Consider the following 23,724-nt stretch of genomic DNA (forward strand, 5'->3'; position numbering starts at 1 on the left):
ACTCAAGGAGCTTCTTTTTGAATCTTTTCTAAATTCTTAATGGATTCCTCAAATTTCACCATATACATTTGTACATGATTTAAATTAACATATTTTATTTGAGGAAAATTTTTGGAAGGCTGAAGTAACTTAAACATGATCTTCTGAAATTAAATGAATTCTACAACAATCGCTAATCAAATAACATGCCATAAACATGAATACCTGCTGTTTGGAAAACGAACAAAAGCGGATATTAATCAAGTCTAGAATATTGCTCTTTCACCATTCAAAAGAAGAGAAAAGAGACTGTTCCCATTTACCCTGCATTGTTCTAAAATTTGTCGGTATATGAATAAACCCTATGAAGGATGCCGTTATAAAAAAACAACCCTCCCAAATCAAAGGGAGGGTTTGGGTGAAAGACCGGTTTCGAACCGGCGACCTCTGGATCCACAAACCAGCGCTCTAACCAGCTGAGCTACAATCACCATTTTATTTCATTTCCTGATTCTTTTATCAGATGGGATTGCAAAGGTAATATGCTTTTTTCAGTCACGCAATACCAAGTTAAATATTTCTTGAAAATTTAAGTCTTTCACCCCTTTTTTCTTCATTAAAGACGCCATTCTCATAGGCCAAATGGCCTGAAACTATTGTATGGGTAACTTTTGACCTGAACTTTTGTCCTTCGAAAGGAGACCATCCACATTTAGAAAGCACATTACCTCTGTTGACTTCCCAGGAATCATCCAAATCTACCAATACCATATCTGCAAAATAGCCTTCTCTTAAAAATCCTCTGTTTTCAATTTCAAAAAGTATGGCCACATTATGACTTGTTTTCTGAACGATTTGTGCCAAGCTTATTTTTCCATTATGGTACATTTCAAGTAAGGCCATCAAACCATGTTGCAATAAAGGCCCTCCTGAAGGAGCCTTAAGGTAAGGCTGTTCTTTTTCTTCAATGGTATGTGGAGCATGATCGGTAGCAATTACGTCAATATTACCCTCCAGCACCCCTTTTAATATGGTATCCCTGTCATTTGAAGTTTTGATGGCCGGGTTCCATTTGATCCAATTTCCCTTGCTGTCATAATCCTCTTCAGAAAACCATAAGTGATGTATGCAAGCCTCTGCCGTAATCCTTTTTTCCGCAAGCGGTGAGGTATTGTCAAATAAACCTACCTCTTTCCCTGTACTGATATGCAATACATGCAGCTTTGTACCATGGGCACGGGCCATCTCCACTACAATTTTGGAGGCATCATAACAGGCTTCCTCCGATCTGATCTTAGGGTGAAATTTTGCCGGAATCTCTTCTCCATATTCCTGCTTAAATCTTTCTAAGTTTGCTTTAATGATGTTGTCATTTTCACTATGGGTAGCTATTAAAATCGGACATTCTTTAAATATGGCCTCCAAACTGTTTGGATTATCTACTAACATATTGCCGGTGGACGATCCTTGAAAAACCTTCACTCCACAAACATTTTTTACATCTACACTTTTGATGGTTTCAATATTATCATTGGTTGCCCCTAAATAAAAAGAGTAATTTGCTAAGGACTTGGCCGCACCAATGGCATACTTCTCTTCCAATAGCTCGTGGGTAATACTTTGAGGGATGGTATTTGGCATTTCCATAAAGCTTGTCACCCCACCAGCTACTGCCGTTTTACTTTCTGTATAGATTTCTGCCTTATGTGTCAACCCCGGCTCTCTGAAATGAACCTGATCATCAATTAACCCCGGCAAAAGGTATTTTCCATTGGCATCTATCACTATATCTGCCTCTTTTCCTGACAAATCTCCTCCCACTGAAAAAATCAAGCCCTCCTTTATATATACATCTCCACGTATAATCTTACCTTCATTTACTATATTTGCATCACGGATTAGTATTCTTTTCATAGCATTTGTTTTTTATGGTAGGTGCTTGGGTCGAAACACCTCTTAATATTTTCCTAAATTTATAAAATCATGTCCGATCAGCTATCATCTTTCGAAAATTTTAAACTGAATAACCAACTTTTAAATGCTGTGAAGGAAATTGGTTATGAAAAACCTACCCCTATACAGGAAAAGGCCATTCCATTAGCATTGGCCGGTCACGATATTCTTGGCATCGCCCAAACAGGAACGGGTAAAACCGCAGCTTATGTCTTGCCCTTATTGTACAAGGTAAAGTATGCTCAAGGCAGGCACCCTCGAGCCTTAATAATGGCTCCTACCAGAGAACTGGTGATGCAAATTGAAGAGGCAGTGGTAGGTTTTGGTAAATATACCGACCTAAGATATGTTTGCCTTTACGGAGGATTGGGCCCAAAACCACAGATTGAAAAATTACAGGAAGGAGTAGACATCATCATTGCTACCCCCGGAAGATTCATCGACCTTTACCATAAAGGAGAAATCTATACCAGAGACATTAAAACCATGGTTTTGGATGAAGCTGACAAAATGCTGGACATGGGCTTCCTTCCACAAATTAAAAACATTCTGGAAGTAATCCCTGTCAAAAAACAAAACCTCCTGTTTTCTGCTACCTTTAGCCAACGAGTTGAAAATCTCTCTTTTGAATTTCTTGAATTCCCCGAACGTGTAGAAGTAGCTCCTCAAGCCACTACTGCCGAAACCATCGAGCAGGTAAAATATTTTGTCCCCAATATCAGAACAAAGCTAGACCTATTGCTAAGACTTGTCAACGAGGATGGTTTTGAGAGAGGGATTATCTTTACCAAGTCTCGTAAAAATGCTGACACGGTCCATCAATACCTTCAAAAAAATCAATCCGGAAGTATACGGGTCATCCATGCCAATAAAGGCCAAAATACAAGGATCAACAGTATGGATGATTTCAAAAAAGGAGAGGTGAAAATTTTGGTAGCAACCGATGTAGCAGCCAGAGGCTTAGATGTAAGTTTAGTCAGTCATGTCATCAATTTTGATGTACCCTTGATTTATGAGGATTATGTTCATCGAATCGGCAGAACAGGGAGGGCGGAAAATGAAGGCAAAGCAGCTGCATTTATAAACCCTGCCGAAGCTTTTCATTTTGAAAAAATAGAGTCGATCATAAGAATGCTCGTACCCGAGCAGGAAATCCCTGAAGAAATCACCATTCACAAAACCCCTTTTGAAGAAAAGCAGGATTACGAAAGGGAGATCGACAAACAAAAAAGAGGCAATGACCCTGAATTTAAAGGGGCTTTTCATGAAAAAAAGGGGTATGCGAAACCTTATAAGGAGAAAGAAGAGAAGCGTGGCAACAAAAACAGCAAGGCCAAACGGAACAGAAACCAAATGAAGAAAAAAAGCAAGCACAAAAACAAATAGGCGAGCAAGCTCACCTATTTGTTTTTGTGCTAAATTGGATGTATTTCAATTACTTCTGATGAAAAGTGTCTGAAACAAAGGCAAGGACATTCGGAAGTGATTCTCTCCAATACGTCCAATTATGCGCGCCATCACGAATCCTAAATTCATGAGGGATTTCCATTTTCTTCATGGCAATATGCACAAGACTATTTCCTTCATACAAAAAATCGTCATCTCCACAATCAAAAAACCATTTTACCGATTTAATTTTCTCCATATCATTAAGCTCCAGTTGCCTTAAAGCCTGATGCTTGTCGTAATAAGCTTTCAATTGGTCTTTATCCTTGACGTCGCCCTCATATCTTTTTACAAAATCATCATACGCCGTATTCCTTAATGAGGCACTAAGAGGGCAAGCCGATGAAAACAAATCCGGCCGATGCATGGCATAGAAATAAGTTCCACCACCTCCCATAGAAAGGCCTGAAATCGCCCTATATTTCTTTACACGCTTGATCCTGTATTGAGACTCCACATAGGGCATTAATTCTTCAAAGAAGAAATCTTCATACCTCCATTCATTTTTGATATCATTGAAATAACCTCTTTTCCCTGTATTAGCATCCGGCATTACAATAATCATTGGTGTGGCGGTTCCATCTTCAAAGGCATTGTCTGCTATTTGTTGTACTTCCCCAAATTGAACCCAGCCGGTTTGATCGTCTCCTGCACCATGAAGCAAATAGAGTACAGGGTAAGATCTTTGGGAATACTCATAGCCCGGAGGCAGGTAAACAGCAAATTTCCTCTCCATACCAAGGATTTTACTATCCAAGGTCAAGGCATCAAACACCCTGCTTTCCTGGGCCAACAAGCCTGAGAAAGAAACAAAAAACAAGGGCAATAATATTCGTAAAATTTTCATCTTTTTATCGGTTTATTTTGGCTAGGGAAAGTAAAGAATTATTCTTATTTATCTATTTATTTAAAGCCTAAATATCACAACCTAAAGGGAATTGACTGAATTAATAGGTAGGTATCCAAAAAAGCAATGGTATTTTTATTACTTTAACCTTAGAAACAAGGTCAATGTATTCATTCAATTATGGAAAGGAGAAAATTTCTTAGCAATTCAGCGCTTGCCTTATTGGCGGCAGGCACCATGGGAAACGGGTGCTTAAAAGCCAAAACTAATCCGGCAAGAAAATTTAAAATAGCCCTAAACCCCGGCATTATCGGAGTCAAGGCAAACCTTGTCCAAACACTGGATTATGCCATTAACTATGGATATGAAACCATAAGTCCTTTTGTAGAAGAGGTCAAGCAGGATTATTCCCCGGGGCAATTGGCAGACCTAAAGGACAAAATGAAGGCAAATAAAATAGGTTTTGGGTCTACAAATCTACCTGTAGCCTTCAGAAAGGACAATCGCAGTTTTCTTGAAGATTTCAAAAAGTTAGCACCATTTTGTAAGACGATGGAAAAACTTGGAGCCACCCGCATCAATACCTGGATTATATCTTCTCACAATTCCCTTACCTATAATGAGAACATGAATCAACACGCCTATCGTTTGGGGGAATGTGCTCGTGTCATGAAGGATTATGGCATTAGACTGGGGCTGGAATACCTTGGAACTAGACCTTTGCTGAATCAAAACAAGTATCCTTTTATATCCACCATGAAAGAAGGGAAGGAACTCATCGCGGCCACCGGTCAAAGTAACGTGGGATTCGTATTGGATTCATTCCATTGGTATACTGCAAATGACAATAAAGAAGACATCCTCCAACTCAAGGCAGAGGACATTGTGGTGGTAGATATAAATGATGCTAGAAAGGGCTTTAGCAGAGAAACTCAGGTGGATTTAAAGCGAGAACTCCCCTTGTCAACGGGCGTTATCAATCTCAAAGCTTTTATGGAGGGCTTGGTGGCCATTGGTTATGATGGCCCCATTAGAACAGAGCCTTTTAATCAGGTTCTCAATGACATGGAAGATGATGCTGCACTCCAAGTTAACAAAGAAGCCATCAATAAAGTACTGGCCTTGGTAAACCTGTAAGACGTTTGTCTTAATTTTGAACAAAAAACAGGAAATTGATCTCCTGATTCATGCTCAGCATCTAAGCAAGTTGAGGCCAGATCAAATCTATCTACTCTAAATAAATTTTCGAATACTCATTATATAACCCATGTGTAGGCCTTCATGAAAATTATTAAAAACTAAAGCATCTTCCACAGTGCTCAAGTGAAAACCTGTTTTGGTGGTCCTTTCATGATAGGTGACAAACTTACCATTATAAAAGTCGGATTCCGTTTGCGGAATTAAATCCATTAGAAGTGCTTTCAACACTTCATATTCGTCCACAGATACTGGGACTTCCGGCTTGGTTCCTATACCATACCTTCCAAACATCTCATCGGGCAGGTGGGTGGGCAATCCGGACCCCTTGTATACAAGCCCTTGTTGGGCTACAATTACATGACCAATATTCCAAATCAGGTTGTTATTAAACCCTTGCGGAACTTGGTTTAACTGATCGAGCTTATAACTTTCAAGTAAGGTAAGAAAAAGGTTTCTACTTGTTTTCCAGGTTTTAAAGGTAGCTTCCATCCAATAATAAAATATTAACTCAGTCAATCAAAGGAGCTTGCCTCCCCCTATCCAAGACTGATAAAGACAAAATTTATAAAATAAAGAAATAACCCCGGACTTGTTTTCGGGACGGTAAATTCAGCCTGCAATCCTCACCTAATCTTTTGGAGGGCTAATCATGATATGTGCCCGATGTGTACCCGGATCCATTATCCATGGCATGCCTGGGAAATCAGGTTTTGTGGACAAACCCGTACTTTCCTTAGTGGCCCATGGGATATAAACCACATAGCGGAGGTAGGTATTGTCAACTTTGCCTTTCATGGGATCAAAATCCGCTTTATCTGCGGATAACACATAAAGGGAAGCAGGCTCACCGGGCATTTTAAGACTACCACTTTTGGCTTCTTTCTCACGGGTGTCAAATATTTGCTTGAAGTTTTTACCTTCTTTTTTCAATGCTCTTCCTCTTTTCATAAAAGGTTCTAAATCTTTATGGTAACAAGAAACACTGAAACCCTCTGTCTGGGGATTATCTGCAATACAAATCATTTCATTGTTACCCTCCCTAAGCACAGTCCAATCTCCATTGGCATCATATCCGTACACCTTGGCTCCTTTTCTAAAATCCTGAGGCGCAGCCAAGACTGCAGCCTTAATCTGAGCGGCTTTATCGGGAATTTGTTGGGCTTCTAACTCACTTGCTAAAAATAAAACGAAAAGACTGAATACTATTTTTTTCATGGCCATTTTAGGATTGATTGCAATTAGAGTTTATGAATATAATCAAAGTTTTTGAGTCCTATAAAAGTTTGTGAAGAAAACTGATAAGACGGATACCTATTTATAAGCGAAAAAGGGCTTAGGTATTGCAACCTAAGCCCTTTATCAATCAATTTTTGACAGCAATACTACCTATCTGTACGATTGTTTGTACCGTCCACAGGAGTTCTATTTTCACGATTGGCCAAATCCCAAGCTGTATGGAAAATCAGTTTCGCTCTTTTCTCCATCAAATCAAATTCAATTTTATCTACCGTATCCGTAGGTCTATGGTAATCATCATGAACACCATTAAAAAAGAATATTACAGGAATATTGTGCTTGGCAAAATTGTAATGATCGGATCGGTAGTAAAACCTATTGGGATCGTCCTCTGCATCATACCTATAATCTAAAATTAAATTGGTATAGGTTATATTATTGTATTCATTGATGATTTTTAATTGGGAAGACAGCATTTCAGAACCTATCACATAAACATAATCTTGGTTTTCGGCATCCTGGTATTCATAATCAATCCTTCCCACCATGTCGATATTGATATTGTTTACCGTATTTTCTAAAGGGAACACAGGGTTTTCGGAATAGTACTCAGAGCCAAGCAAACCTTTTTCTTCACCTGTAACATTTAAAAACAAAATACTACGTCTTGGACTGTATCCATCTCTTGCAGCCTGAGCAAATGCTTCGGCAATTTCCATTACAGAAACTGTTCCGGATCCATCATCGTCCGCACCATTGTTTATTTCTCCTGTGCTGCTTACACCGATATGATCGTAGTGAGAAGAAATCACCAAAACTTCTTCTTTTTTATCAGTACCCTCAAGGAAGGCCATTACATTTTCAGTATCAACATAATCTTTTTGCTTCACCACCTTAAAAACAGCTTTTTGAGAAGGAATTACTGATGGATCATTTTTGGCCGCTTCTTTCAACACATCCACTGGTGTTTCAAAAAGCTCTCCCATTTTGATTGAACTAACCATAAACACCGGCTTTTGCTCTGTGGGTTTATCAAAGCCCATCCTACCCTTACCTGTCAAGCTTTTGTAGCGATTGGCCATTCTGTCAAAATTGGCTTGTCCCTCCATGGTTACAATCAAAGCCCCAATTGCACCTGCATCCATTACTTTATTAATGGCTTGCCCAACATTATTTCCGATGGCCCATAAGCCAACCATTTTTCCTTCCACTTTTACTTTTGAAATGTTCTCATCTGAAGCTAAACCTAAAAAAACCAAATCAGTCTTTTTATTCCTCTTCATATCTGCATCTCCCACAAATACAAAGTCCTCATTTAATGTTAATTTGGTTTTGCCAATTTTTAACGAGACTTCTTTCCAGCTAACACTTGACAACTGAAAAGGCTGAAGATAACTTCCATCTACAGGCCCCTTGAGATCGTTAGCTTTGTAAAAATCTATCAAGTAATCTGCTGCCAATTTCTGACCCTCAGACCCTGTATCTCGTCCTTTTAGTTCATCGGAAGCTAAATACGTCAAGTGCTTTTTTAAATCCCCTGACTGAATTGTTGATGCATATTTTAATGAGAGATCTTCCTGTCCAAATATTGGATTTGAAAAAACTACAAAAACAAATAATGCAACTAAAGTTGATTTATTTTTCATATTGGTTAATTAAGTTTATAGCTAAGGTAGATTTTGCCAATATCTCCCATTTCAACTGGTTTATATGAAGTAATTTAAGCATAAATAAAAGACCTAAATCAGCTAATATTTTTAACTTTGCGGATCGATTCAAGATCTATTGGCCGCGCCAAAATTAATCATATTTTATCTTTTTATGAAAATCAATCTCGCTTCATCCGAAAAATTTAGAAATAGACATATTTCACCCTCTGAAAATGAGCTTCAGGAAATGCTAAACACCATAGGAGTAGATTCCTTGGATACTTTAATTGATGAAACCATCCCCAGCACTATCCGACTAAAGCAGCCTTTACAACTTCCCAAGCCTCTTTCTGAAAATCTATTTCTTAAATCTTTCAAAGCTACCATTGGTAAAAACCAAATTTTTAAATCTTATATTGGTTTGGGATATTACGATACTTTGGTACCGGGAGTTATTCAGAGAAATATTCTTGAAAACCCGGGCTGGTATACGGCTTATACCCCTTATCAGGCCGAAATCGCGCAAGGGAGATTGGAGGCCTTGATAAATTTTCAAACCATGGTGAGTGAGTTGACAGGAATGGAGTTGGCCAACGCCTCTCTTTTGGATGAAGGAACAGCAGCTGCAGAGGCCATGACCATGTTGAGCGCAGCAAAAGCCAGGAACAAGAAAAAGGCAAATACTTTCTATGTAGACGAAAAGGTTTTTGAGCAAACCAAGGCGATATTAAAAACTCGAGCTACCCCCATTGGCATCACATTAAAAATTGGCCCCTTAGCTGATCTTGACCTGAGCGATCCGGATTTATTTGGCATGCTTATACAATACCCCAACTCGGATGGAGAAGTTGTCAATTATGAATCCCTGGTAAGTGCTGCAAAGGAAAACCATGTAAGTACAGCTTTTAGTACTGATCTATTGAGTCTTACCTTACTCAAGCCCCCAGGGGAAATGGGAGCGGATGTGGTTATAGGCAGTACCCAACGATTTGGTGTTCCTATGGGGTTTGGAGGTCCTCATGCAGCATTTTTTGCAACAAAAGAATCCTATAAAAGACAGATCCCCGGAAGAATCATAGGCGTATCCGTAGACAAATCCGGTAAAAATGCTTACCGAATGGCTTTGCAAACGAGGGAGCAACATATCAAAAGAGAAAGGGCTACCTCCAATATCTGTACAGCACAGGTATTATTGGCTGTAATGGCCGGAATGTATGCTGTATATCACGGACCCAAGGGTTTGAAAGCCATTGCTTCACGCACCCATGGCTTGGCCGTTATGACAGCTAAATGGCTCAGTGAGATTGGCTTTGAACAAATCAATAAGGCTTATTTTGACACCATCCGTATCAAGGTAGATCAAGTACAGATGGAAAAAATCCGTGCCTTTGCAGTTTCCAAAAAATTAAACTTCAGGTACGATGAAGGCCATATTCTATTGAGCTTCGATCAGGCAAAAACCAGACAGGATGTAGTTGAAATTTTTGAAGTATTTGCCAAATCCACCAATAGGTTACAACCTGAAGTTCCGGAAATCCCAAGTCAAATTGAAGCAACCATTCCTTCTGAATTAGAGCGAAAATCCAAATTCTTAGAGCATGAGGTATTCCAAAAATACCACTCTGAGCATGAAATGCTACGCTACATGAAAAAACTTGAAAACAAGGATTTATCTTTGGTTCACTCCATGATTTCTTTGGGTTCTTGCACCATGAAGCTCAATGCCACCACTGAAATGATCCCCATTACCTGGCCGGAAATTGGGCAGCTACACCCCTTTGCACCCCAGGATCAAGCGGCTGGTTATTATGAGATGTTTCAAGATCTTCGGAATTGGCTTAGTGAAATTACAGGCTTTTCTGACACCTCCTTGCAGCCCAATTCAGGGGCACAAGGAGAGTATGCAGGTTTAATGGTGATCCGTGCTTACCATCAAAGTAGAAATGAAGACTTTAGAAACGTCGTCTTAATTCCTTCTTCGGCCCACGGTACCAACCCGGCCTCTGCAGTCATGGCGGGAATGAAAGTAGTAATTGTCCCTTGTGATGAAAAAGGGAATATTGATGTAGCAGCTTTCAAAGAAAAAGCAGCTGCCTATAAAGACCAACTTTCTGCCCTTATGGTAACCTATCCATCTACCCATGGGGTCTTTGAAGAGGCGATTAAAGAAATCTGTGACCTTGTACATGAATATGGCGGACAAGTATATATGGATGGGGCCAATATGAATGCACAGGTGGGACTGACCAGTCCGGGTTTGATCGGCGCAGACGTTTGTCATCTTAATCTTCACAAGACATTCTGCATTCCTCATGGAGGAGGTGGACCGGGTATGGGGCCCATTTGTGTAGCCAAGCATTTGGTACCTTTTCTTCCGGGAAATCCTTATGTAAAGACCGGAGGTACCGCTGCCATTACCCCTATATCTGCCGCCCCTTTTGGCAGCTCAAGTATTTTACCTATTCCTTATGCTTACATTGCCATGATGGGCGAAGAGGGTTTATCCAAGGCGACGAAAATTGCCATTTTGAATGCCAATTATATTAAAACCCGCCTCGGGACTGATTTTCCCATTCTATATACCGGAGCCAACGGTCGGGCTGCACATGAAATGATTCTGGATTGCAGGGCATTCAAAGCCTTTGGTGTGGAAGTGGAAGACATTGCAAAACGACTTATGGATTATGGTTTTCATGCGCCGACCGTTTCTTTCCCTGTACCCGGTACACTTATGGTGGAACCTACAGAGTCTGAATCTAAGGATGAATTGGACCGTTTCTGCGAAGCCATGATTGCCATACGTCAAGAAATCAGAGAAATTGAAGAAGGCAAAGCAGATAAACAGGTGAATGTATTGAAAAATGCGCCCCACACTGCTGCAAGTATTATCTCAGACAATTGGGAAATGCCTTATAGCAGAGAAAAAGCGGCTTATCCACTGCCTTTTGTTAAAGAAAATAAATTTTGGCCGGCGGTGGGCAGAATAGATGCTGCCTATGGTGACCGAAACATTATGTGTAGCTGTATTCCCACCTCGGATTTTGAGACCGAATAAAAAGGCTAAACAAGCTAAATAAAAAGCCCCAACTTGAAATTCAAGTTGGGGCTTTTTATAATAGTAAAAAAGAATTTTACTTCAAACTTCCTGTCATGTCTTCAGGACGTACCCATTCGTCAAACTGCTCGTTGGTCAATAAGCCAAGATCAAGCGCTGCTTCGCGCAAGCTTGTACCTTCCTTATGGGCTTTTTTAGCGATTTTCGCGGCATTTTCATAGCCAATATGAGGATTAAGTGCTGTAACAAGCATTAAGCTATTTTCAAGGTGCCTTTTGATAAAAGGAACATTCGGCGCAATACCTACCACACAATTGTCTGTGAAAGAAACACAAGCATCTCCCAATAATCTTGCGGAGTTAAGTAGATTATTTACCATCATAGGTTTGAATACGTTCAGCTCAAACTGACCGCTCATACCACCAACAGATACCGCGGTATCATTGCCTATCACCTGGGCACAGACCATGGTCATAGCTTCAACTTGCGTAGGATTTACCTTACCTGGCATGATGGATGATCCCGGTTCATTTTCAGGAATCAAGATTTCACCAATCCCGGATCGAGGGCCTGAAGACAACATCCTGACATCATTGGCAATTTTCATAAGGCTTACGGCCAATTGTTTCAAAGCTCCATGGGTCTCTACTATGGCATCATGGGCTGCCAAAGATTCAAATTTATTGGGAGCAGTTATAAAAGGATTGCCTGAATAATGTGCAATTTTCTCTGCCACCAATTCAGCATAACCATTAGGGGTGTTCAATCCTGTACCAACAGCAGTACCTCCCAATGCCAATTCAGATAGATGAGGCAAGGTGTTTTTAATGGCATTTATGGCATGATCTAACTGCGCTACATAGCCGGAAAATTCTTGCCCTAGTGTGAGCGGCGTAGCATCCATAAAGTGAGTCCGCCCTATTTTGACCACCTCCATAAACTCATCAGACTTGGCCTTAAGGGTATCTCTAAGCTTTTGTGCACCCGGAAGTGTAGTATCAACCACCATTTTGTAGGCCGCAATATGCATGGCTGTAGGAAAGGTATCATTGGATGATTGAGATTTATTTACATCATCATTCGGGTGAATTTTCTTTTTTTCATCTTGCAAGCTGCCACCCAAAAGCACATGAGAACGATAGGCAACCACCTCATTGACATTCATATTGGACTGGGTGCCAGATCCGGTTTGCCATACTACCAAGGGAAATTGATCGTCCAGCTTACCTTCAAGAATTTCATCACAGGTTTGGCTAATGATATCGGCTTTCGCCTGATCTAAAACACCAAGTTCAGCATTGGCCTGTGCAGCAGATTTTTTTAAAATGGCGAAAGCATGCACGATCTCCAAGGGCATCTGGTGTTTTGCTCCACCAATTTTAAAGTTATTCACAGACCTTTGGGTTTGTGCACCCCAAAATTTATCTGCAGGAACCTCCACCGGCCCCATGGTATCCTTCTCTATCCTGTATTCCATTACAATATTTATTGAAAGTTTATAAATTGACTGATTGATCTGCTAAAATACGACAGGGCGGCCACAATCCATAAAGGAGAAGCAAAATCTTGATTTCTTAAGCTTATTTTAATGATCAGATATTACAGCTTCATTAGTTCATGAAAAAGGGATTGGCTTTCTTTTACCTTTCTCTTGAAATGGGCCCATGCAAACCCATAATTTCCCAGCCCTACCAAAAAACAAATCAATGCCAATTTCCAATCCTGCACTACGGATAAAAACAAAACTGTTAGGCCAAATGATACAATGGCCCAAAATCCCAGAAAAAAAGAAGCTCCGGGAAAAAAAGAATAATTTAAGGAGACCAGGCAGCCTTTGGGAAGAGGGGCTATTTCTCCTTTTATCAAAGGCAAAAAACTATCCGCTCTATCAATTATTTTGGAAATTCTAAAACTATTTTCCCCAATATTCCCATTAAAAAAAATGGTTTGCCCCGGAGGCAGGTACTTTGTTTCATCCAGGTAGTCTACAGGTCTGGTTATTAAGGCTACCCTTGCCATCACCTCCTTACTTCTCAAGGTGCTTACAAAAGTTTCACTATAGCTAGGAACCAGTTTCACCATAAAACAAAATACTAAAGCCCCAAAGGTGTTACAAAACAGCGATACAAGAAATTTCCACCTGAACATCTTTTGGCAGGCGGCTTACCTCTACGGTTTCTCTTGCCGGTGGATTGGTCTTAAAATACTGTCCATAAGCTTCGTTGATGGTAGAAAAATCAGCCATATTTTTAACAAAAATACTGCATTTCACCACATTAGAGAAGGTAAGTCCCGAGGCCCTGAGAATGGCATCCAGATTCTTCATTACCGCATGAGTTTCTTCTGTAATATTGGCATTAAGCAATTCACCGGAATCTGCATCGAGGGCAATTTGACCGGAAACAAACAGCATTCCATTGGCTTTTACAGCTTGGCTGTATGGACCTATAGGAGCAGGAGCATCCGGGGAATTGACAATTTCTTTGGACATAATTTCTTAAGTTATTGATTTGAGCACAAATTAAACTTTAATCGCTTAAATAATCAATTAACTTAAGAAAAAGCCTCTAGTTGACAACCAACTTAAACCCTTCTCCATGCAGGGTGATGATTTGAACGGAGCCATCATTTTTGAGCAATTTTCTGATCTTACTTAGGTATACATCCATACTTCTTGCATTAAAATAACTGTCATCTCCCCAAATTTGCTTCAATGCAAAAGAACGGCTCACATTTTCATTCAATGAAGAAGCCAATAAACGAAGCAGCTCATTTTCCTTGGAAGTAAGCTTATTCGTCCCCTCAGGCCCTTCCAGCAGCTGTTTGTCATAATGCAGGGTAAAGTTGCCAAATACATAGGATTTCAAAGCTGATTTTTCACCCTGACTATTGGTTCTTCTCAAAATGGCATTGATCCTCATCAGGAGTTCTTCCATGCTAAAAGGCTTGGTGATGTAATCGTCTGCGCCAATCCGAAAGCCCTTGATGACATCTTCTTTCATGTTTTTTGCCGTCAGGTAAATAATGGGGATATTTTCTTCCACTTTTCTTATCTCCTTCCCTAAGGTAAAACCATCCTTTACGGGCATCATTACATCTAGCAGACATAACTGGTAGTAATCTTTCTTGTATTTATTCCAGCCCTCTTCTCCATCCCTACATAAAATTACTTCGAAGCCTTTTACGCCTAAATATTCTTTCAATATATCTCCCAGGTTGGGATCATCTTCTACCAATAAAATTTTGATCTTGCTCATTTATTTTTGGGTAAGTTTATAGTAAACACGCTTCCCTGCCCGGGATTGCTATCTAGCCTTATCGTTCCATTATGTGCTTCTACCATGGTTTTAACATAAGAAAGCCCTAATCCAAAACCTTTCACATCGTGCAAATTACCTGTTGGCACCCTGTAAAATTTGTCAAATATTTTTTTCTGTGCCTCTTTACTGATACCAATTCCTTTGTCACTTATGGACAAGGTAAAGTTTGTTTCCGTCTCCTCAACGGTTATTTTTATTATCGGAGCATCTTTGGAATATTTGGTGGCATTGTCAAGCAAATTGTTGAGAATATTGTTCAGGTGAAAAACATCCACTTCCAGCTGCCCTGTCAAAAGAGAATATTCTGTTGATAATGTCCCTCCTCTATTTTCCACGAGCAATTCAAAATGCTTCTTGGTATCTTCAATAAGTTCTTTTAGGTCAACCTTCTCTATTTTAAGATTAAAATCATTTTTTTCAAGGGCAGCAGCTTGCAACACTTGCTCAACCTGCTTACCTAGCCTTACATTTTCATCCTTAATAATGTTTAAATACCTTTTACGCAAAGCTTGCTCTCCAAATAAATCCGGATCCTGTAAGGCTTCTACGGCCAAACTTACGGTAGATATAGGTGTTTTAAACTCGTGCGTCATATTATTGATGAAGTCATTCTTTATTTCAGAAACCTTTTTCTGCCGGATAATCACCTTTATGGCATACACAAAGCAAACAATAATGATGCACATAAACACCAAAGAACTGCCCAAGGGCAAAAACACTTGTTGCATCAGGTAATTTTGTTTTTTCGGGAAATGAATGACCAAATAATTCTCTACTCCCAAAAGGTCACTTGGGAACAATTCTGCTTTTATCCCTTTATTTTTAAGAAATTCCAAATCACTTACATGGCCTATTCCCACGATTTCGTTTTTATTACCAACGATCCCTAACTCAAAGGGTTGGTCAATATTTCTATTGATTAATTGATCTCTGACTTCTTTTTTCACCATCGTGGTATCAAGTCTGTTGAGTACATGCTGATTTCCCTGGGCCAACAATTGATGAATCACCACTTCAACCAATTCAATCTTCATATTGGCCTGTACAATACTTTCTGCCACATTTCGTGACACATTCAACTCCTCTATGATAAAATTCTGCCTACTATTGGCATATTGTCTTTTGCTCATTTTCCTGTCTCTCTCACTTAGAAATTGCAGGTAGCGTTCTTTTTCGGCAAGTAAAATTTCCAGCTCATCCGGAGTAAAAAGACTGGAAGCCACCGAAGGTGACATGTAAAAGTATTTTTCAATTTGGCTAAAAGTTTTGGGTTCCCCCTCTTTGGAAGCAATTAATTTCCTAAAAGTAGGGGATATTTGAGGGATAGGCTGATCAAAAAGTGAATCCAATACTGAAGGCCTGTTTACGGCCACTTTTCTCCTTCTTACTTGCAACTGTATCGGCTCAATGGGTTGCAGCAAAGCCTTTTGAAAAATCGTATCTCTGGCGAGGGAACTCAACAATATATCACTGGCTTCACCTTTCTCTATACGGTCGGAAGTTGAGGAAAGTGCTTGATAAACATTTTGCTCAAAACGCTCTTCATTGATTTTAAGCACATTCCCTACCCAATAAAACTGAAAACCTATCAACCCTAAACTTGCTAGGGACATCAAGAAAACAATGATTTTGATACTCGTTTTTGACATATTACAAATCTAAATGATTAGCGCCTCTAAATCACTTCCTTAACTTTTTTTAACAGGTAAAACCTTAGCAAAATCCTATTTGGTATTATTTAATAACCCAAATTAATCAATCAAGATTCCGTTTTCACAGGACTTATCTCTTTTACATTTTAACTTTACCATCCTTTATCTATATTTGCTGGCTAAATCACAAGCGATGGAAATCAAAAACCAACAATATTGCATAGGGGAAATACCCTTACTGAATATTGCCGAGAAATACGGTAGCCCTGTATATGTTTATGACGGGGAGAAAATCCTTCATCAGGTAGAAACTTTGAAAAAAGCATTTGCCGATGTAAAGATGAAAATAAAATATGCTACCAAGGCTCTTTCTAACATCAACATATTAAAGCTGATGAAGAAAGCCGGTACCGGGGTAGATGCTGTTTCCATAGAAGAGGTAAAGCTTTGCCTACATGTGGGTTTCTCTCCTGAAGAGATCATGTACACTCCTAATTGTGTTGATTTTGAGGAAATCAAGGAGGCTGTAGCTTATGGAGTCATGGTAAACATTGACAGTATCCCCATGCTTGAGCATTTTGGAACAGAATATGGAAATGATGTTCCCATATGCATCCGTTTAAATCCACATATTTTAGCTGGCGGAAATGCAAAAATCTCTGTAGGCCATATTGATAGTAAGTTTGGCATTTCCATCCTTCAGTTAAAACACGTTATTAAGGTAGTTCAAGCCTATGATTTAAACGTGGTTGGACTTCATGTCCACACCGGATCAGACATTCTTGATGCTGAAGTATTCTTACAAGGTGCAGAGATATTATTTGATGCCGCCAGAGAATTTAAGGATTTGGCATTTCTTGATTTTGGAGGAGGATTTAAAGTCGCCTATAAAAATGGTGACATCACCACCGATATTCAGGATGTAGGAAAAAAAGTTTCGGCAGCATTTAAAGCGTTCTGCAAAGAATATGGTAGGGAATTGGAAATCTGGTTTGAACCGGGGAAATTTTTGGTAAGCGAGTGTGGCTATTTACTTACCAAAGCCAATGTAGTAAAACCTACTCCGGCCACCACCTTTGTAGGTGTCAACTCAGGCCTCAATCATTTGTTAAGGCCAATGATGTATGATGCCTACCATAGTGTAGTAAACATTTCCAAACTTGATGGTCCAGAAAGAGTCTACACCATTGTGGGTTATATCTGTGAAACGGATACCATTGCTGCAGACCGCAAAATCAAGGAAGTCAAAGAAGGGGACATTATTGCGATCAAAAATGCCGGAGCTTACGGTTATAGCATGTCCTCCAATTACAATTCAAGGTTTAGACCTGCTGAAGTATTGATCTTAAATAAGAAAGATCACCTTATTCGGAAGCGCGAGAGCATGGATGATATACTCAAAAATCAAATTTCAATCGATTTTTAATAAAAAGGGGCAAAAAATTTTGTCCCTTTTTTATTCCTACATTTTTGTTACTTTTTCCAAAATTCCAGATGGAAAATTCATTTTTAACTCCACCAAATAAAACTCCTTTTACCGCACAATTTCGTCCAGGAAATTATTTTTAATTGCGATTTGTATATTCCAATTTAATTCTATTATTTATAGAAATATAACAGCAATTAAGGATTTCATTAAAGTGTATTTCAATAACATAAAATAATATTTCAAAAATTGAATTACAAAAAATGACTTTCGTAAAACAAATTACATTATCTGAAACAACTTTTGTTCAAAGAATGGTGTGAATTGTTAACCGTTAAAGAAAATTTTTACTAAATAACTATTAAATGATGATGGCGTCCAAAACAAAGGCAATTATGCAGGTCCATTTGGATCAAAGAAACAACGGGGGTATTGGAGAAGATCTTCTTGAATACGCAGAAACCTTAAGTGAAGCATTGGGGATGGATACTGTCAAGATCCATCAAGAAATGCAGAATGGTGATTTAAGCCATTTGGTAGCAACCTTTAACAAATATTTCAGTGATTATATCGAATTACTTGACACTGATCAAGCGATCGATTTATGACTTCAGGTTGAGAACTGATTAAGGTCAATTTTCAACCTGAAGGAATTATTTAAACTTTACTTTTTTGATATGAAGAAAACAGCAAAATCAATAACTACAAAAAATTATCAGGTAGGTCAAAACCATTAAATCATCAGGCTTCTCTTGTCAGAACTATTGTATAAGAATGGCCAAATCTGCCTCTTTAATTTGATCTAATATTAAACTTACAATTAAGTTATTTCGAAAAATAAGAAATGGGATAGGTTGACCAGTAACCTGAAACCTTGGTTAATTTTTTACTATTGTCCATATTTTGTGACTGAAGTAAAATTAATGTATGGTTATTTGGATGAAAAACCCCAATCAATTGGTCTTTTTCAAATTAAATATTATATTTAATTCTACAAATAACCTAAAAAACCATGTATAGACATTTTGATCGGTTCTTACAGTCCGATTTAAAACTGAGTGAAGAACAAAAATTAAAATTATTGAAATCCTACATCAATGATTTGAAAAACGAACAAATAAAAAGGGGCTAAACAGCCCCTTTTTATTTGCTCATTCTTTATTATTCTTTTTCATCAAGCCTACAGTTAGCTTATTCAAGGCATCCACCTTCTCCTCAAAATCACCTTTTAAAGTTGCTCGATACTTATTGATGTTTTCAACCATCTCATTGATGTCCTCAGGAATTATTTCCTCAAAAAGTTGCCGCAACCTTTTGGCAGTAGTGGGGCTTTTCCCGTTGGTGCTGATGCCAATTTTTATATTTCCTTTGGTTACAATGCCCCCAAGGTAAAAATCGCAGAACTCCGGGGTATCAGCCACGTTAACAAGCAGAAACCGCTTTTTAGCATCCCTATATACTTCCTTATTGACCTCTTTGTCGTCGGTTGCCGCAATAACCAAGTGTTTCTCATTGAGATACTGTTCATTATAAGCTTCTTTCACCAACATTATATTGGGATTGTTTTTGGCGATTTCAACAATCTCCTCCAAAAAGGCTATGGAAACAACAGTCACCTTAGCATTCGGACTTGATTTCAATAGAAAAGTTAATTTTTCCAATCCGACATTCCCACCACCAACCAATAAGGTTTCCAGTTGGTGCATCTTTAAGAAAACCGGATACAATTCATTCATCCTTAACTAATTCAGTTTATTTTCAAATACAACAGCTTCATAAACTGCTTTCAATTTGGGACTTTCCCTAACCACATCACCAATAATAATTATGGCAGGTGCCCCAACTTGGTCTTCATGCGCTTTTTTTTCAATATTGCTGATCGTCCCTGCCACTATCTTTTCCTCTCGGGTGGTCCCACGTTCTATGATCGCTATGGCCTTATCTGTATATCCCTGCTCTTCATAAATCCGCACAATCTCTCCCAGTTTCCTGGTTCCCATTAAAAGGACCACCGTAGCTTTGGATTTACTAGCCAGCAACAAATCTCTTGACAGTTCACCATTCGATGTGGTACCGGTTATCACCCAGTAGCTCTCTGAAACACCCCTTTTTGTTACAGGTATTCCTGCGGCAGCTGGAACGGCAACAGTGGAAGATATCCCGGGAACAACATCCACTTTAATATCGAACTGTTGGATATAATCCAATTCTTCCGCCCCCCTTCCAAAGACAAATGGATCCCCTCCTTTAAGCCTTACCACATGCCCATATTTTTGGGCATAGTAAACACACATGCGGTTGGTTTCCTCCTGAGGGTTTTTCTTACTTCCATTTCGCTTGCCTACATAGATCCTTAAGGCCTTATCAGGTGCATGATTGAGCAAAGAGGTATCTATCAAGGCATCGTACAAAACTACGTCTGCTTTGTTAAGTGCCAAAATGCCTTTCAATGTTATCAATTCCGGGTCACCGGGACCGGCACCTACCAGGGTAACCCTTGGTCTAATCTCATTCATCATGCATGTACTTCTTTAGCCCTGTAATCGTTTATTGCATCAAATACCTGTTCTGCAATTTTATAGTAAGCCAAAGCAAAGGTTTGTGACGGTTGATTTTCTTTGATTTTATAAACCAGTTCAGAAAAAGAGGCAGGAAGATTAATCTTGCCACTTTCTGTAAAATGCTTGTCAAATTCATTGACGATATGGGCATAGCTATTGGTTTTGGCTCCTTCCGCAGTAAGTATGGCTTTGGCTGCGCTCATCATACTTGTATAAGTCTGATAGATGCCGTCTGACCATTTTTCTGCTTTCAGACTATCCTCTGCCCCTGCCAATTTCTCTCTTGCTTCCAATAGCAAGGTAGACACCAAGTCAATCACAACTCCAGCACATTCACCTACACCGATGGCTTTGACGTAGGCTTCATCGTTACCCCAGTCAATAAAGTCACTGTCTATGATATTATCTGTGCTGGCCAAAGGCTTCAGCATTTCATAGAAATACATTTGACCTTTTCTTTCATAATAAGTCGCATAGCTCTCATTATTCTCTGCCCCTGCCTTGAAATCGTTTAACAAGACACGCAAAGCTTCAGGACCTCTTTTACTAGGTACCTTGATTACTTTATCTGAAAATTTACCTTGCCCATCTCCAAAGGTGGCGCCTCCCAACAACACCTGTAGAGCCGGCAAGACTGCCTTCCCTACTTTCATTGACATTCCCTGGAAGCCTATTGAGGCCATATTATGCTGCCCACAGGCATTCATACAACCGGAAATTTTAATGGTCAGGTCTTTGTTTAGTAAAAACTCAGGATATTCATCCAAAATCACTTTCTCCATCACTGCCGCAGCACCGGTACTACTGGCAATACCTAAGTTACAAGTATCTGTACCCGGACAAGCGGTAATGTCTCCTACAGAATTGTACCCATAGTCCACCATGCCTAATTTTTCCAACTCCTGGTAAAAGAAAGGGATTAACTCTTCTTTCACATCTCTTATCAATAGGTTCTGACGAAGTGTAAACCTAATTTCATCACTAGCGTATTTCTTTACCAAAGCAGCCAATTGTCGGGCTTCTTTCAAATAAAAATCGCCAAGATGAACCTTCACACCAATTGAAAAATAACCTTCTTGCTTTTGAGGCAATACATTGGTCAGTTTCCAACGTCTGTAATTCTCATCTGCAGGCACAGTAAATTCAGGCATTGTCGGGTTCGGCAAAACCCTTTCCGCTTCATATTCTGAGACATCAATTGGATAAGTTTGGAAAGGAAGGGCAAGCTTTTCTTCTTCTACCAATTTCAAAAACTCCTCAACCCCGAGATTGGTAATAAGAAATTTCATTCTGGCTTTCATCCTCTTCGCTCTTTCTCCATGTCTGTCAAAAATTCTAACTACCCCTTCAATAAATGGAATGATTTGATCGGTAGGCAAGAACTCATATACCACATCACCGTGTCGGGGCTGAGAACCTAATCCTCCACCCAACAATACTTTAAATCCCCTGATCACTTTCCCATCCTCATGCTTCACTTTGGCAATAAAACCAAGATCATGTAGGTACGAAAGTGCAGTATCCTCGTCAGAAGAGGAGAAACTAATTTTGAACTTCCTACCCATTTCCTGACTAATGGGATTCCTAAGCATGTACCTAAATGTTGCATCGGCATATGGCGTTACATCAAATGGCTCATTAGGATCTATCCCTGCCGTTTCTGAGGCGGTTACATTTCTAACTGTATTACCGCATGCTTCTCTAATGGTAACATCATCCTTATCCAATTCTGCCCATAGTTCTGGTGTACTGTCTATGCTGACATAATGTATTTGAATGTCCTGCCTTGTGGTGATATGCAACCTTCCTGTGGAGTACTTTTCTGACACATCACAGATTCTGTTAAGCTTGCTTGAAGTCACTCTACCATAAGGCAGCTTAATACGTATCATTTGAACACCTTCCTGGCGTTGCCCATATATTCCACGAGCTAATCGAAGACTTCTAAATTTTTCATCATCAATTTTCCCATTTTTAAACAGGGCTATTTTTTTCTCCAGTTCAAGAATATCTTTTTCTACTACCGGATTTTCTATTTCAGTTCTGAAACTTTGCATCTTAAATATTTTTCAGTTTTAGCTGTTACTAATTTTAATTAGGATTTATTGGCAATGGCTCCCTGCTCATGCAGTCCACATTCTTTTTGAGAAGCTTCCCACCACCATCTTCCGGCGCGGGCATCTTCTCCCGGCATAATCGCGCGGGTACACGGAGCACAACCAATACTGATAAATCCCTTGTCATGAAGGGTGTTGTAAGGAATACCTTCTTCCTTGATATAATCCAACATTTCTTCCATCGTCCAATGCAATAAAGGGTTGTACTTCAATATCTGATTCCCTTCATCCCATTCCAACAACTGCATGTTTTGGCGATTTGGACTTTGTTCTGCCCTAAGCCCGGTAATCCACACTTTATTCCCTTGCAATGCACGCTTCAAAGGCTCAACCTTCCTTACGTAACAACAAGACTTTCTGTTTTCTACCGACTGATAGAACCCATTGATTCCATTGCTACTAACCAAGTCCTCTACTGCAGCTGTATTGGGGTAGTAAGGCTTGACCGATACTCCGTATTTGACAATCGTTTTGGACCACAAGTCATAGGTCTCATAAAACAACCTTCCTGTATCCAAGGTAAAGATTTCAATTGGAAGCTTATTTTTAGCTATTTTCTGAGTTATCACCTGATCTTCCTGACCAAAGGATGTGGAGAATATAACCTCATTAGGGAATAGGTCTCCCAAAAGCCTCATAGTCTCTTCAATGGATAACTTTTCTATCCTTTGAATAAGTTCTTTAATTTCACTTGCTTCAATCATATTATCTCGTTTTGCTGAAGGTAATTGTGGGTTAGAAAATCACCTTTTACCCGGCCATGACTTACACAGTCTTCCGGAAACACAAAAGTACACAAAACCTACAAATATTATAGAGTAAATGGTAAAAAATTATTCGCGTTCCAAAATATCTTGTAAGGTTTTCATTTCTAATATTTTAAGGGTTTCATCTCTCACCTCTGCCATTACCATATTTAGCCCACATTTCTCCTGACTGGCGCATTCCTCACAGGGTTCATAGTAGTTCAGGCTAACACAAGGCAACAAAGCAATGGGACCATCAAGCAGTCGTATTACCTTAGACAAAGGGATTTCATTGGGAAGTTTGATTAGGTAATAGCCTCCTCCTTTGCCTTTTTTGCTGCCCAGCAAACCTGCTTTCTTCAATTCAAGTAGAATATTTTCTAAAAACTTGTGGGATATATTGTGGTGGGTAGAGATTTCTTGAATAGGAACAGCTCCTTGGTCTTTATGTTTACCCAAATAGGTCAAAGCATGAAAAGCATATTTTGTTTTTTTTGATAGCATGGGTTATGTAAAGGTTTGCTTAACGTTAAACCG

20 protein-coding genes and 1 tRNA gene are annotated in these 23,724 nt (G+C 39.3%); 5 read left to right on the forward strand and 16 right to left on the reverse strand.

Features of this window, described 5'->3' with window-relative positions; genetic code table 11:
* Positions 1-395 precede the first annotated feature (395 nt).
* Together ACYVHJ_RS07370 and ACYVHJ_RS07375 are read right to left on the reverse strand one after the other, a co-directional pair.
* Positions 396-471, reverse strand: a tRNA-His gene (locus ACYVHJ_RS07370).
* 78 nt (positions 472-549) lie between these two features.
* Positions 550-1,893: a dihydroorotase gene (locus ACYVHJ_RS07375; protein WP_460513642.1), complete on the reverse strand. Its 1,344-nt coding sequence runs from the start codon at positions 1,891-1,893 to the stop codon at positions 550-552.
* 69 nt (positions 1,894-1,962) lie between these two features.
* Between ACYVHJ_RS07375 and ACYVHJ_RS07380 the strand changes: the two genes are divergently transcribed.
* A complete protein-coding gene (locus ACYVHJ_RS07380) occupies positions 1,963-3,318 on the forward strand; it encodes a DEAD/DEAH box helicase (protein WP_460513645.1) in 1,356 nt (451 codons plus the stop codon).
* A 49-nt stretch (positions 3,319-3,367) separates the two neighbouring features.
* Here ACYVHJ_RS07380 and ACYVHJ_RS07385 read toward each other — a convergent pair whose 3' ends face one another.
* Complete coding sequence (locus ACYVHJ_RS07385; protein ID WP_460513647.1) at positions 3,368-4,225, reverse strand: alpha/beta hydrolase; 858 nt, start codon at positions 4,223-4,225, stop codon at positions 3,368-3,370.
* A 180-nt stretch (positions 4,226-4,405) separates the two neighbouring features.
* On the opposite strand from ACYVHJ_RS07385, the gene ACYVHJ_RS07390 reads away from it, so the two are divergent.
* On the forward strand, positions 4,406-5,362 hold the full coding sequence (locus ACYVHJ_RS07390) for a sugar phosphate isomerase/epimerase family protein (protein WP_339901943.1): 957 nt from the start codon (positions 4,406-4,408) through the stop codon (positions 5,360-5,362).
* Positions 5,363-5,458: 96 nt separating this feature from the next.
* On the opposite strand, the gene ACYVHJ_RS07395 is transcribed toward ACYVHJ_RS07390, so the two are convergent.
* The 3 genes from ACYVHJ_RS07395 to ACYVHJ_RS07405 all read right to left on the reverse strand — a co-directional run bounded on the left by ACYVHJ_RS07395 (position 5,459) and on the right by ACYVHJ_RS07405 (position 8,307).
* A complete protein-coding gene (locus ACYVHJ_RS07395; protein WP_460513649.1) occupies positions 5,459-5,914 on the reverse strand; it encodes a DinB family protein in 456 nt (151 codons plus the stop codon).
* 138 nt (positions 5,915-6,052) lie between these two features.
* Complete coding sequence (locus ACYVHJ_RS07400) at positions 6,053-6,640, reverse strand: hypothetical protein (RefSeq protein WP_460513651.1); 588 nt, start codon at positions 6,638-6,640, stop codon at positions 6,053-6,055.
* Between the two features lie 167 nt (positions 6,641-6,807).
* The gene (locus ACYVHJ_RS07405) at positions 6,808-8,307 is read right to left on the reverse strand and encodes a zinc-binding metallopeptidase family protein (protein ID WP_460513653.1); all 1,500 of its coding nucleotides are present in this window, start codon (positions 8,305-8,307) and stop codon (positions 6,808-6,810) included.
* 175 nt (positions 8,308-8,482) lie between these two features.
* Here ACYVHJ_RS07405 and gcvP point away from each other — a divergent pair, with 175 nt between their 5' ends.
* The gene (gene gcvP, locus ACYVHJ_RS07410; protein WP_460513656.1) at positions 8,483-11,365 is read left to right on the forward strand and encodes an aminomethyl-transferring glycine dehydrogenase; all 2,883 of its coding nucleotides are present in this window, start codon (positions 8,483-8,485) and stop codon (positions 11,363-11,365) included.
* A 76-nt stretch (positions 11,366-11,441) separates the two neighbouring features.
* On the opposite strand, the gene fumC is transcribed toward gcvP, so the two are convergent.
* The 5 genes from fumC to ACYVHJ_RS07435 all read right to left on the reverse strand — a co-directional run bounded on the left by fumC (position 11,442) and on the right by ACYVHJ_RS07435 (position 16,334).
* Positions 11,442-12,842, reverse strand: coding sequence for a class II fumarate hydratase (gene fumC, locus ACYVHJ_RS07415; RefSeq protein WP_460513658.1), 1,401 nt, complete (start codon positions 12,840-12,842; stop codon positions 11,442-11,444).
* Positions 12,843-12,964: 122 nt separating this feature from the next.
* Positions 12,965-13,447 (reverse strand): hypothetical protein, encoded by a 483-nt coding sequence (locus ACYVHJ_RS07420; RefSeq protein WP_460513660.1) that lies wholly within the window; start codon positions 13,445-13,447, stop codon positions 12,965-12,967.
* A gap of 28 nt (positions 13,448-13,475) precedes the next feature.
* Positions 13,476-13,856 (reverse strand): RidA family protein, encoded by a 381-nt coding sequence (locus ACYVHJ_RS07425; protein WP_303612940.1) that lies wholly within the window; start codon positions 13,854-13,856, stop codon positions 13,476-13,478.
* 76 nt (positions 13,857-13,932) lie between these two features.
* Positions 13,933-14,622, reverse strand: a complete 690-nt coding sequence (locus ACYVHJ_RS07430; RefSeq protein ID WP_460513662.1) for a response regulator transcription factor — start codon at positions 14,620-14,622, stop codon at positions 13,933-13,935.
* Positions 14,619-16,334 (reverse strand): sensor histidine kinase, encoded by a 1,716-nt coding sequence (locus ACYVHJ_RS07435; protein WP_460513664.1) that lies wholly within the window; start codon positions 16,332-16,334, stop codon positions 14,619-14,621. The genes ACYVHJ_RS07430 and ACYVHJ_RS07435 overlap by 4 nt, the downstream gene beginning before the upstream one ends.
* A gap of 196 nt (positions 16,335-16,530) precedes the next feature.
* On the opposite strand from ACYVHJ_RS07435, the gene lysA reads away from it, so the two are divergent.
* A complete protein-coding gene (gene lysA, locus ACYVHJ_RS07440; RefSeq protein ID WP_460513666.1) occupies positions 16,531-17,763 on the forward strand; it encodes a diaminopimelate decarboxylase family protein in 1,233 nt (410 codons plus the stop codon).
* Positions 17,764-18,128: 365 nt separating this feature from the next.
* Positions 18,129-18,371, forward strand: coding sequence for a hypothetical protein (locus ACYVHJ_RS07445; RefSeq protein ID WP_339901186.1), 243 nt, complete (start codon positions 18,129-18,131; stop codon positions 18,369-18,371).
* Between the two features lie 543 nt (positions 18,372-18,914).
* Here ACYVHJ_RS07445 and ACYVHJ_RS07450 read toward each other — a convergent pair.
* The 5 genes from ACYVHJ_RS07450 to ACYVHJ_RS07470 form a co-directional block, all read right to left on the reverse strand.
* Positions 18,915-19,499 (reverse strand): precorrin-2 dehydrogenase/sirohydrochlorin ferrochelatase family protein, encoded by a 585-nt coding sequence (locus ACYVHJ_RS07450; RefSeq protein ID WP_460513669.1) that lies wholly within the window; start codon positions 19,497-19,499, stop codon positions 18,915-18,917.
* A gap of 6 nt (positions 19,500-19,505) precedes the next feature.
* Positions 19,506-20,282 (reverse strand): uroporphyrinogen-III C-methyltransferase, encoded by a 777-nt coding sequence (cobA, locus tag ACYVHJ_RS07455; RefSeq protein ID WP_339901182.1) that lies wholly within the window; start codon positions 20,280-20,282, stop codon positions 19,506-19,508.
* The gene (locus tag ACYVHJ_RS07460) at positions 20,279-22,381 is read right to left on the reverse strand and encodes a nitrite reductase (protein ID WP_460513671.1); all 2,103 of its coding nucleotides are present in this window, start codon (positions 22,379-22,381) and stop codon (positions 20,279-20,281) included. The genes cobA and ACYVHJ_RS07460 overlap by 4 nt, the downstream gene beginning before the upstream one ends.
* Before the next feature lie 38 nt (positions 22,382-22,419).
* On the reverse strand, positions 22,420-23,145 hold the full coding sequence (locus tag ACYVHJ_RS07465) for an adenylyl/phosphoadenylyl-sulfate reductase (RefSeq protein WP_460513673.1): 726 nt from the start codon (positions 23,143-23,145) through the stop codon (positions 22,420-22,422).
* Between the two features lie 129 nt (positions 23,146-23,274).
* Positions 23,275-23,691, reverse strand: coding sequence for an RrF2 family transcriptional regulator (locus tag ACYVHJ_RS07470; protein ID WP_014019122.1), 417 nt, complete (start codon positions 23,689-23,691; stop codon positions 23,275-23,277).
* Positions 23,692-23,724 lie beyond the last annotated feature (33 nt).

Source organism: Cyclobacterium sediminis (genome assembly GCF_054781075.1).

Coding starts and splice junctions, on each gene's coding strand:
- ACYVHJ_RS07375 (WP_460513642.1), bottom strand. CDS start 1,893: ATGAAAAGAATACTAATCCGTGATGCAAATATAGTAAATGAAGGTAAG.
- ACYVHJ_RS07380 (WP_460513645.1), top strand. CDS start 1,963: ATGTCCGATCAGCTATCATCTTTCGAAAATTTTAAACTGAATAACCAA.
- ACYVHJ_RS07385 (WP_460513647.1), bottom strand. CDS start 4,225: ATGAAAATTTTACGAATATTATTGCCCTTGTTTTTTGTTTCTTTCTCA.
- ACYVHJ_RS07390 (WP_339901943.1), top strand. CDS start 4,406: ATGGAAAGGAGAAAATTTCTTAGCAATTCAGCGCTTGCCTTATTGGCG.
- ACYVHJ_RS07395 (WP_460513649.1), bottom strand. CDS start 5,914: ATGGAAGCTACCTTTAAAACCTGGAAAACAAGTAGAAACCTTTTTCTT.
- ACYVHJ_RS07400 (WP_460513651.1), bottom strand. CDS start 6,640: ATGAAAAAAATAGTATTCAGTCTTTTCGTTTTATTTTTAGCAAGTGAG.
- ACYVHJ_RS07405 (WP_460513653.1), bottom strand. CDS start 8,307: ATGAAAAATAAATCAACTTTAGTTGCATTATTTGTTTTTGTAGTTTTT.
- gcvP (WP_460513656.1), top strand. CDS start 8,483: ATGAAAATCAATCTCGCTTCATCCGAAAAATTTAGAAATAGACATATT.
- fumC (WP_460513658.1), bottom strand. CDS start 12,842: ATGGAATACAGGATAGAGAAGGATACCATGGGGCCGGTGGAGGTTCCT.
- ACYVHJ_RS07420 (WP_460513660.1), bottom strand. CDS start 13,447: ATGGTGAAACTGGTTCCTAGCTATAGTGAAACTTTTGTAAGCACCTTG.
- ACYVHJ_RS07425 (WP_303612940.1), bottom strand. CDS start 13,856: ATGTCCAAAGAAATTGTCAATTCCCCGGATGCTCCTGCTCCTATAGGT.
- ACYVHJ_RS07430 (WP_460513662.1), bottom strand. CDS start 14,622: ATGAGCAAGATCAAAATTTTATTGGTAGAAGATGATCCCAACCTGGGA.
- ACYVHJ_RS07435 (WP_460513664.1), bottom strand. CDS start 16,334: ATGTCAAAAACGAGTATCAAAATCATTGTTTTCTTGATGTCCCTAGCA.
- lysA (WP_460513666.1), top strand. CDS start 16,531: ATGGAAATCAAAAACCAACAATATTGCATAGGGGAAATACCCTTACTG.
- ACYVHJ_RS07445 (WP_339901186.1), top strand. CDS start 18,129: ATGATGATGGCGTCCAAAACAAAGGCAATTATGCAGGTCCATTTGGAT.
- ACYVHJ_RS07450 (WP_460513669.1), bottom strand. CDS start 19,499: ATGAATGAATTGTATCCGGTTTTCTTAAAGATGCACCAACTGGAAACC.
- cobA (WP_339901182.1), bottom strand. CDS start 20,282: ATGATGAATGAGATTAGACCAAGGGTTACCCTGGTAGGTGCCGGTCCC.
- ACYVHJ_RS07460 (WP_460513671.1), bottom strand. CDS start 22,381: ATGCAAAGTTTCAGAACTGAAATAGAAAATCCGGTAGTAGAAAAAGAT.
- ACYVHJ_RS07465 (WP_460513673.1), bottom strand. CDS start 23,145: ATGATTGAAGCAAGTGAAATTAAAGAACTTATTCAAAGGATAGAAAAG.
- ACYVHJ_RS07470 (WP_014019122.1), bottom strand. CDS start 23,691: ATGCTATCAAAAAAAACAAAATATGCTTTTCATGCTTTGACCTATTTG.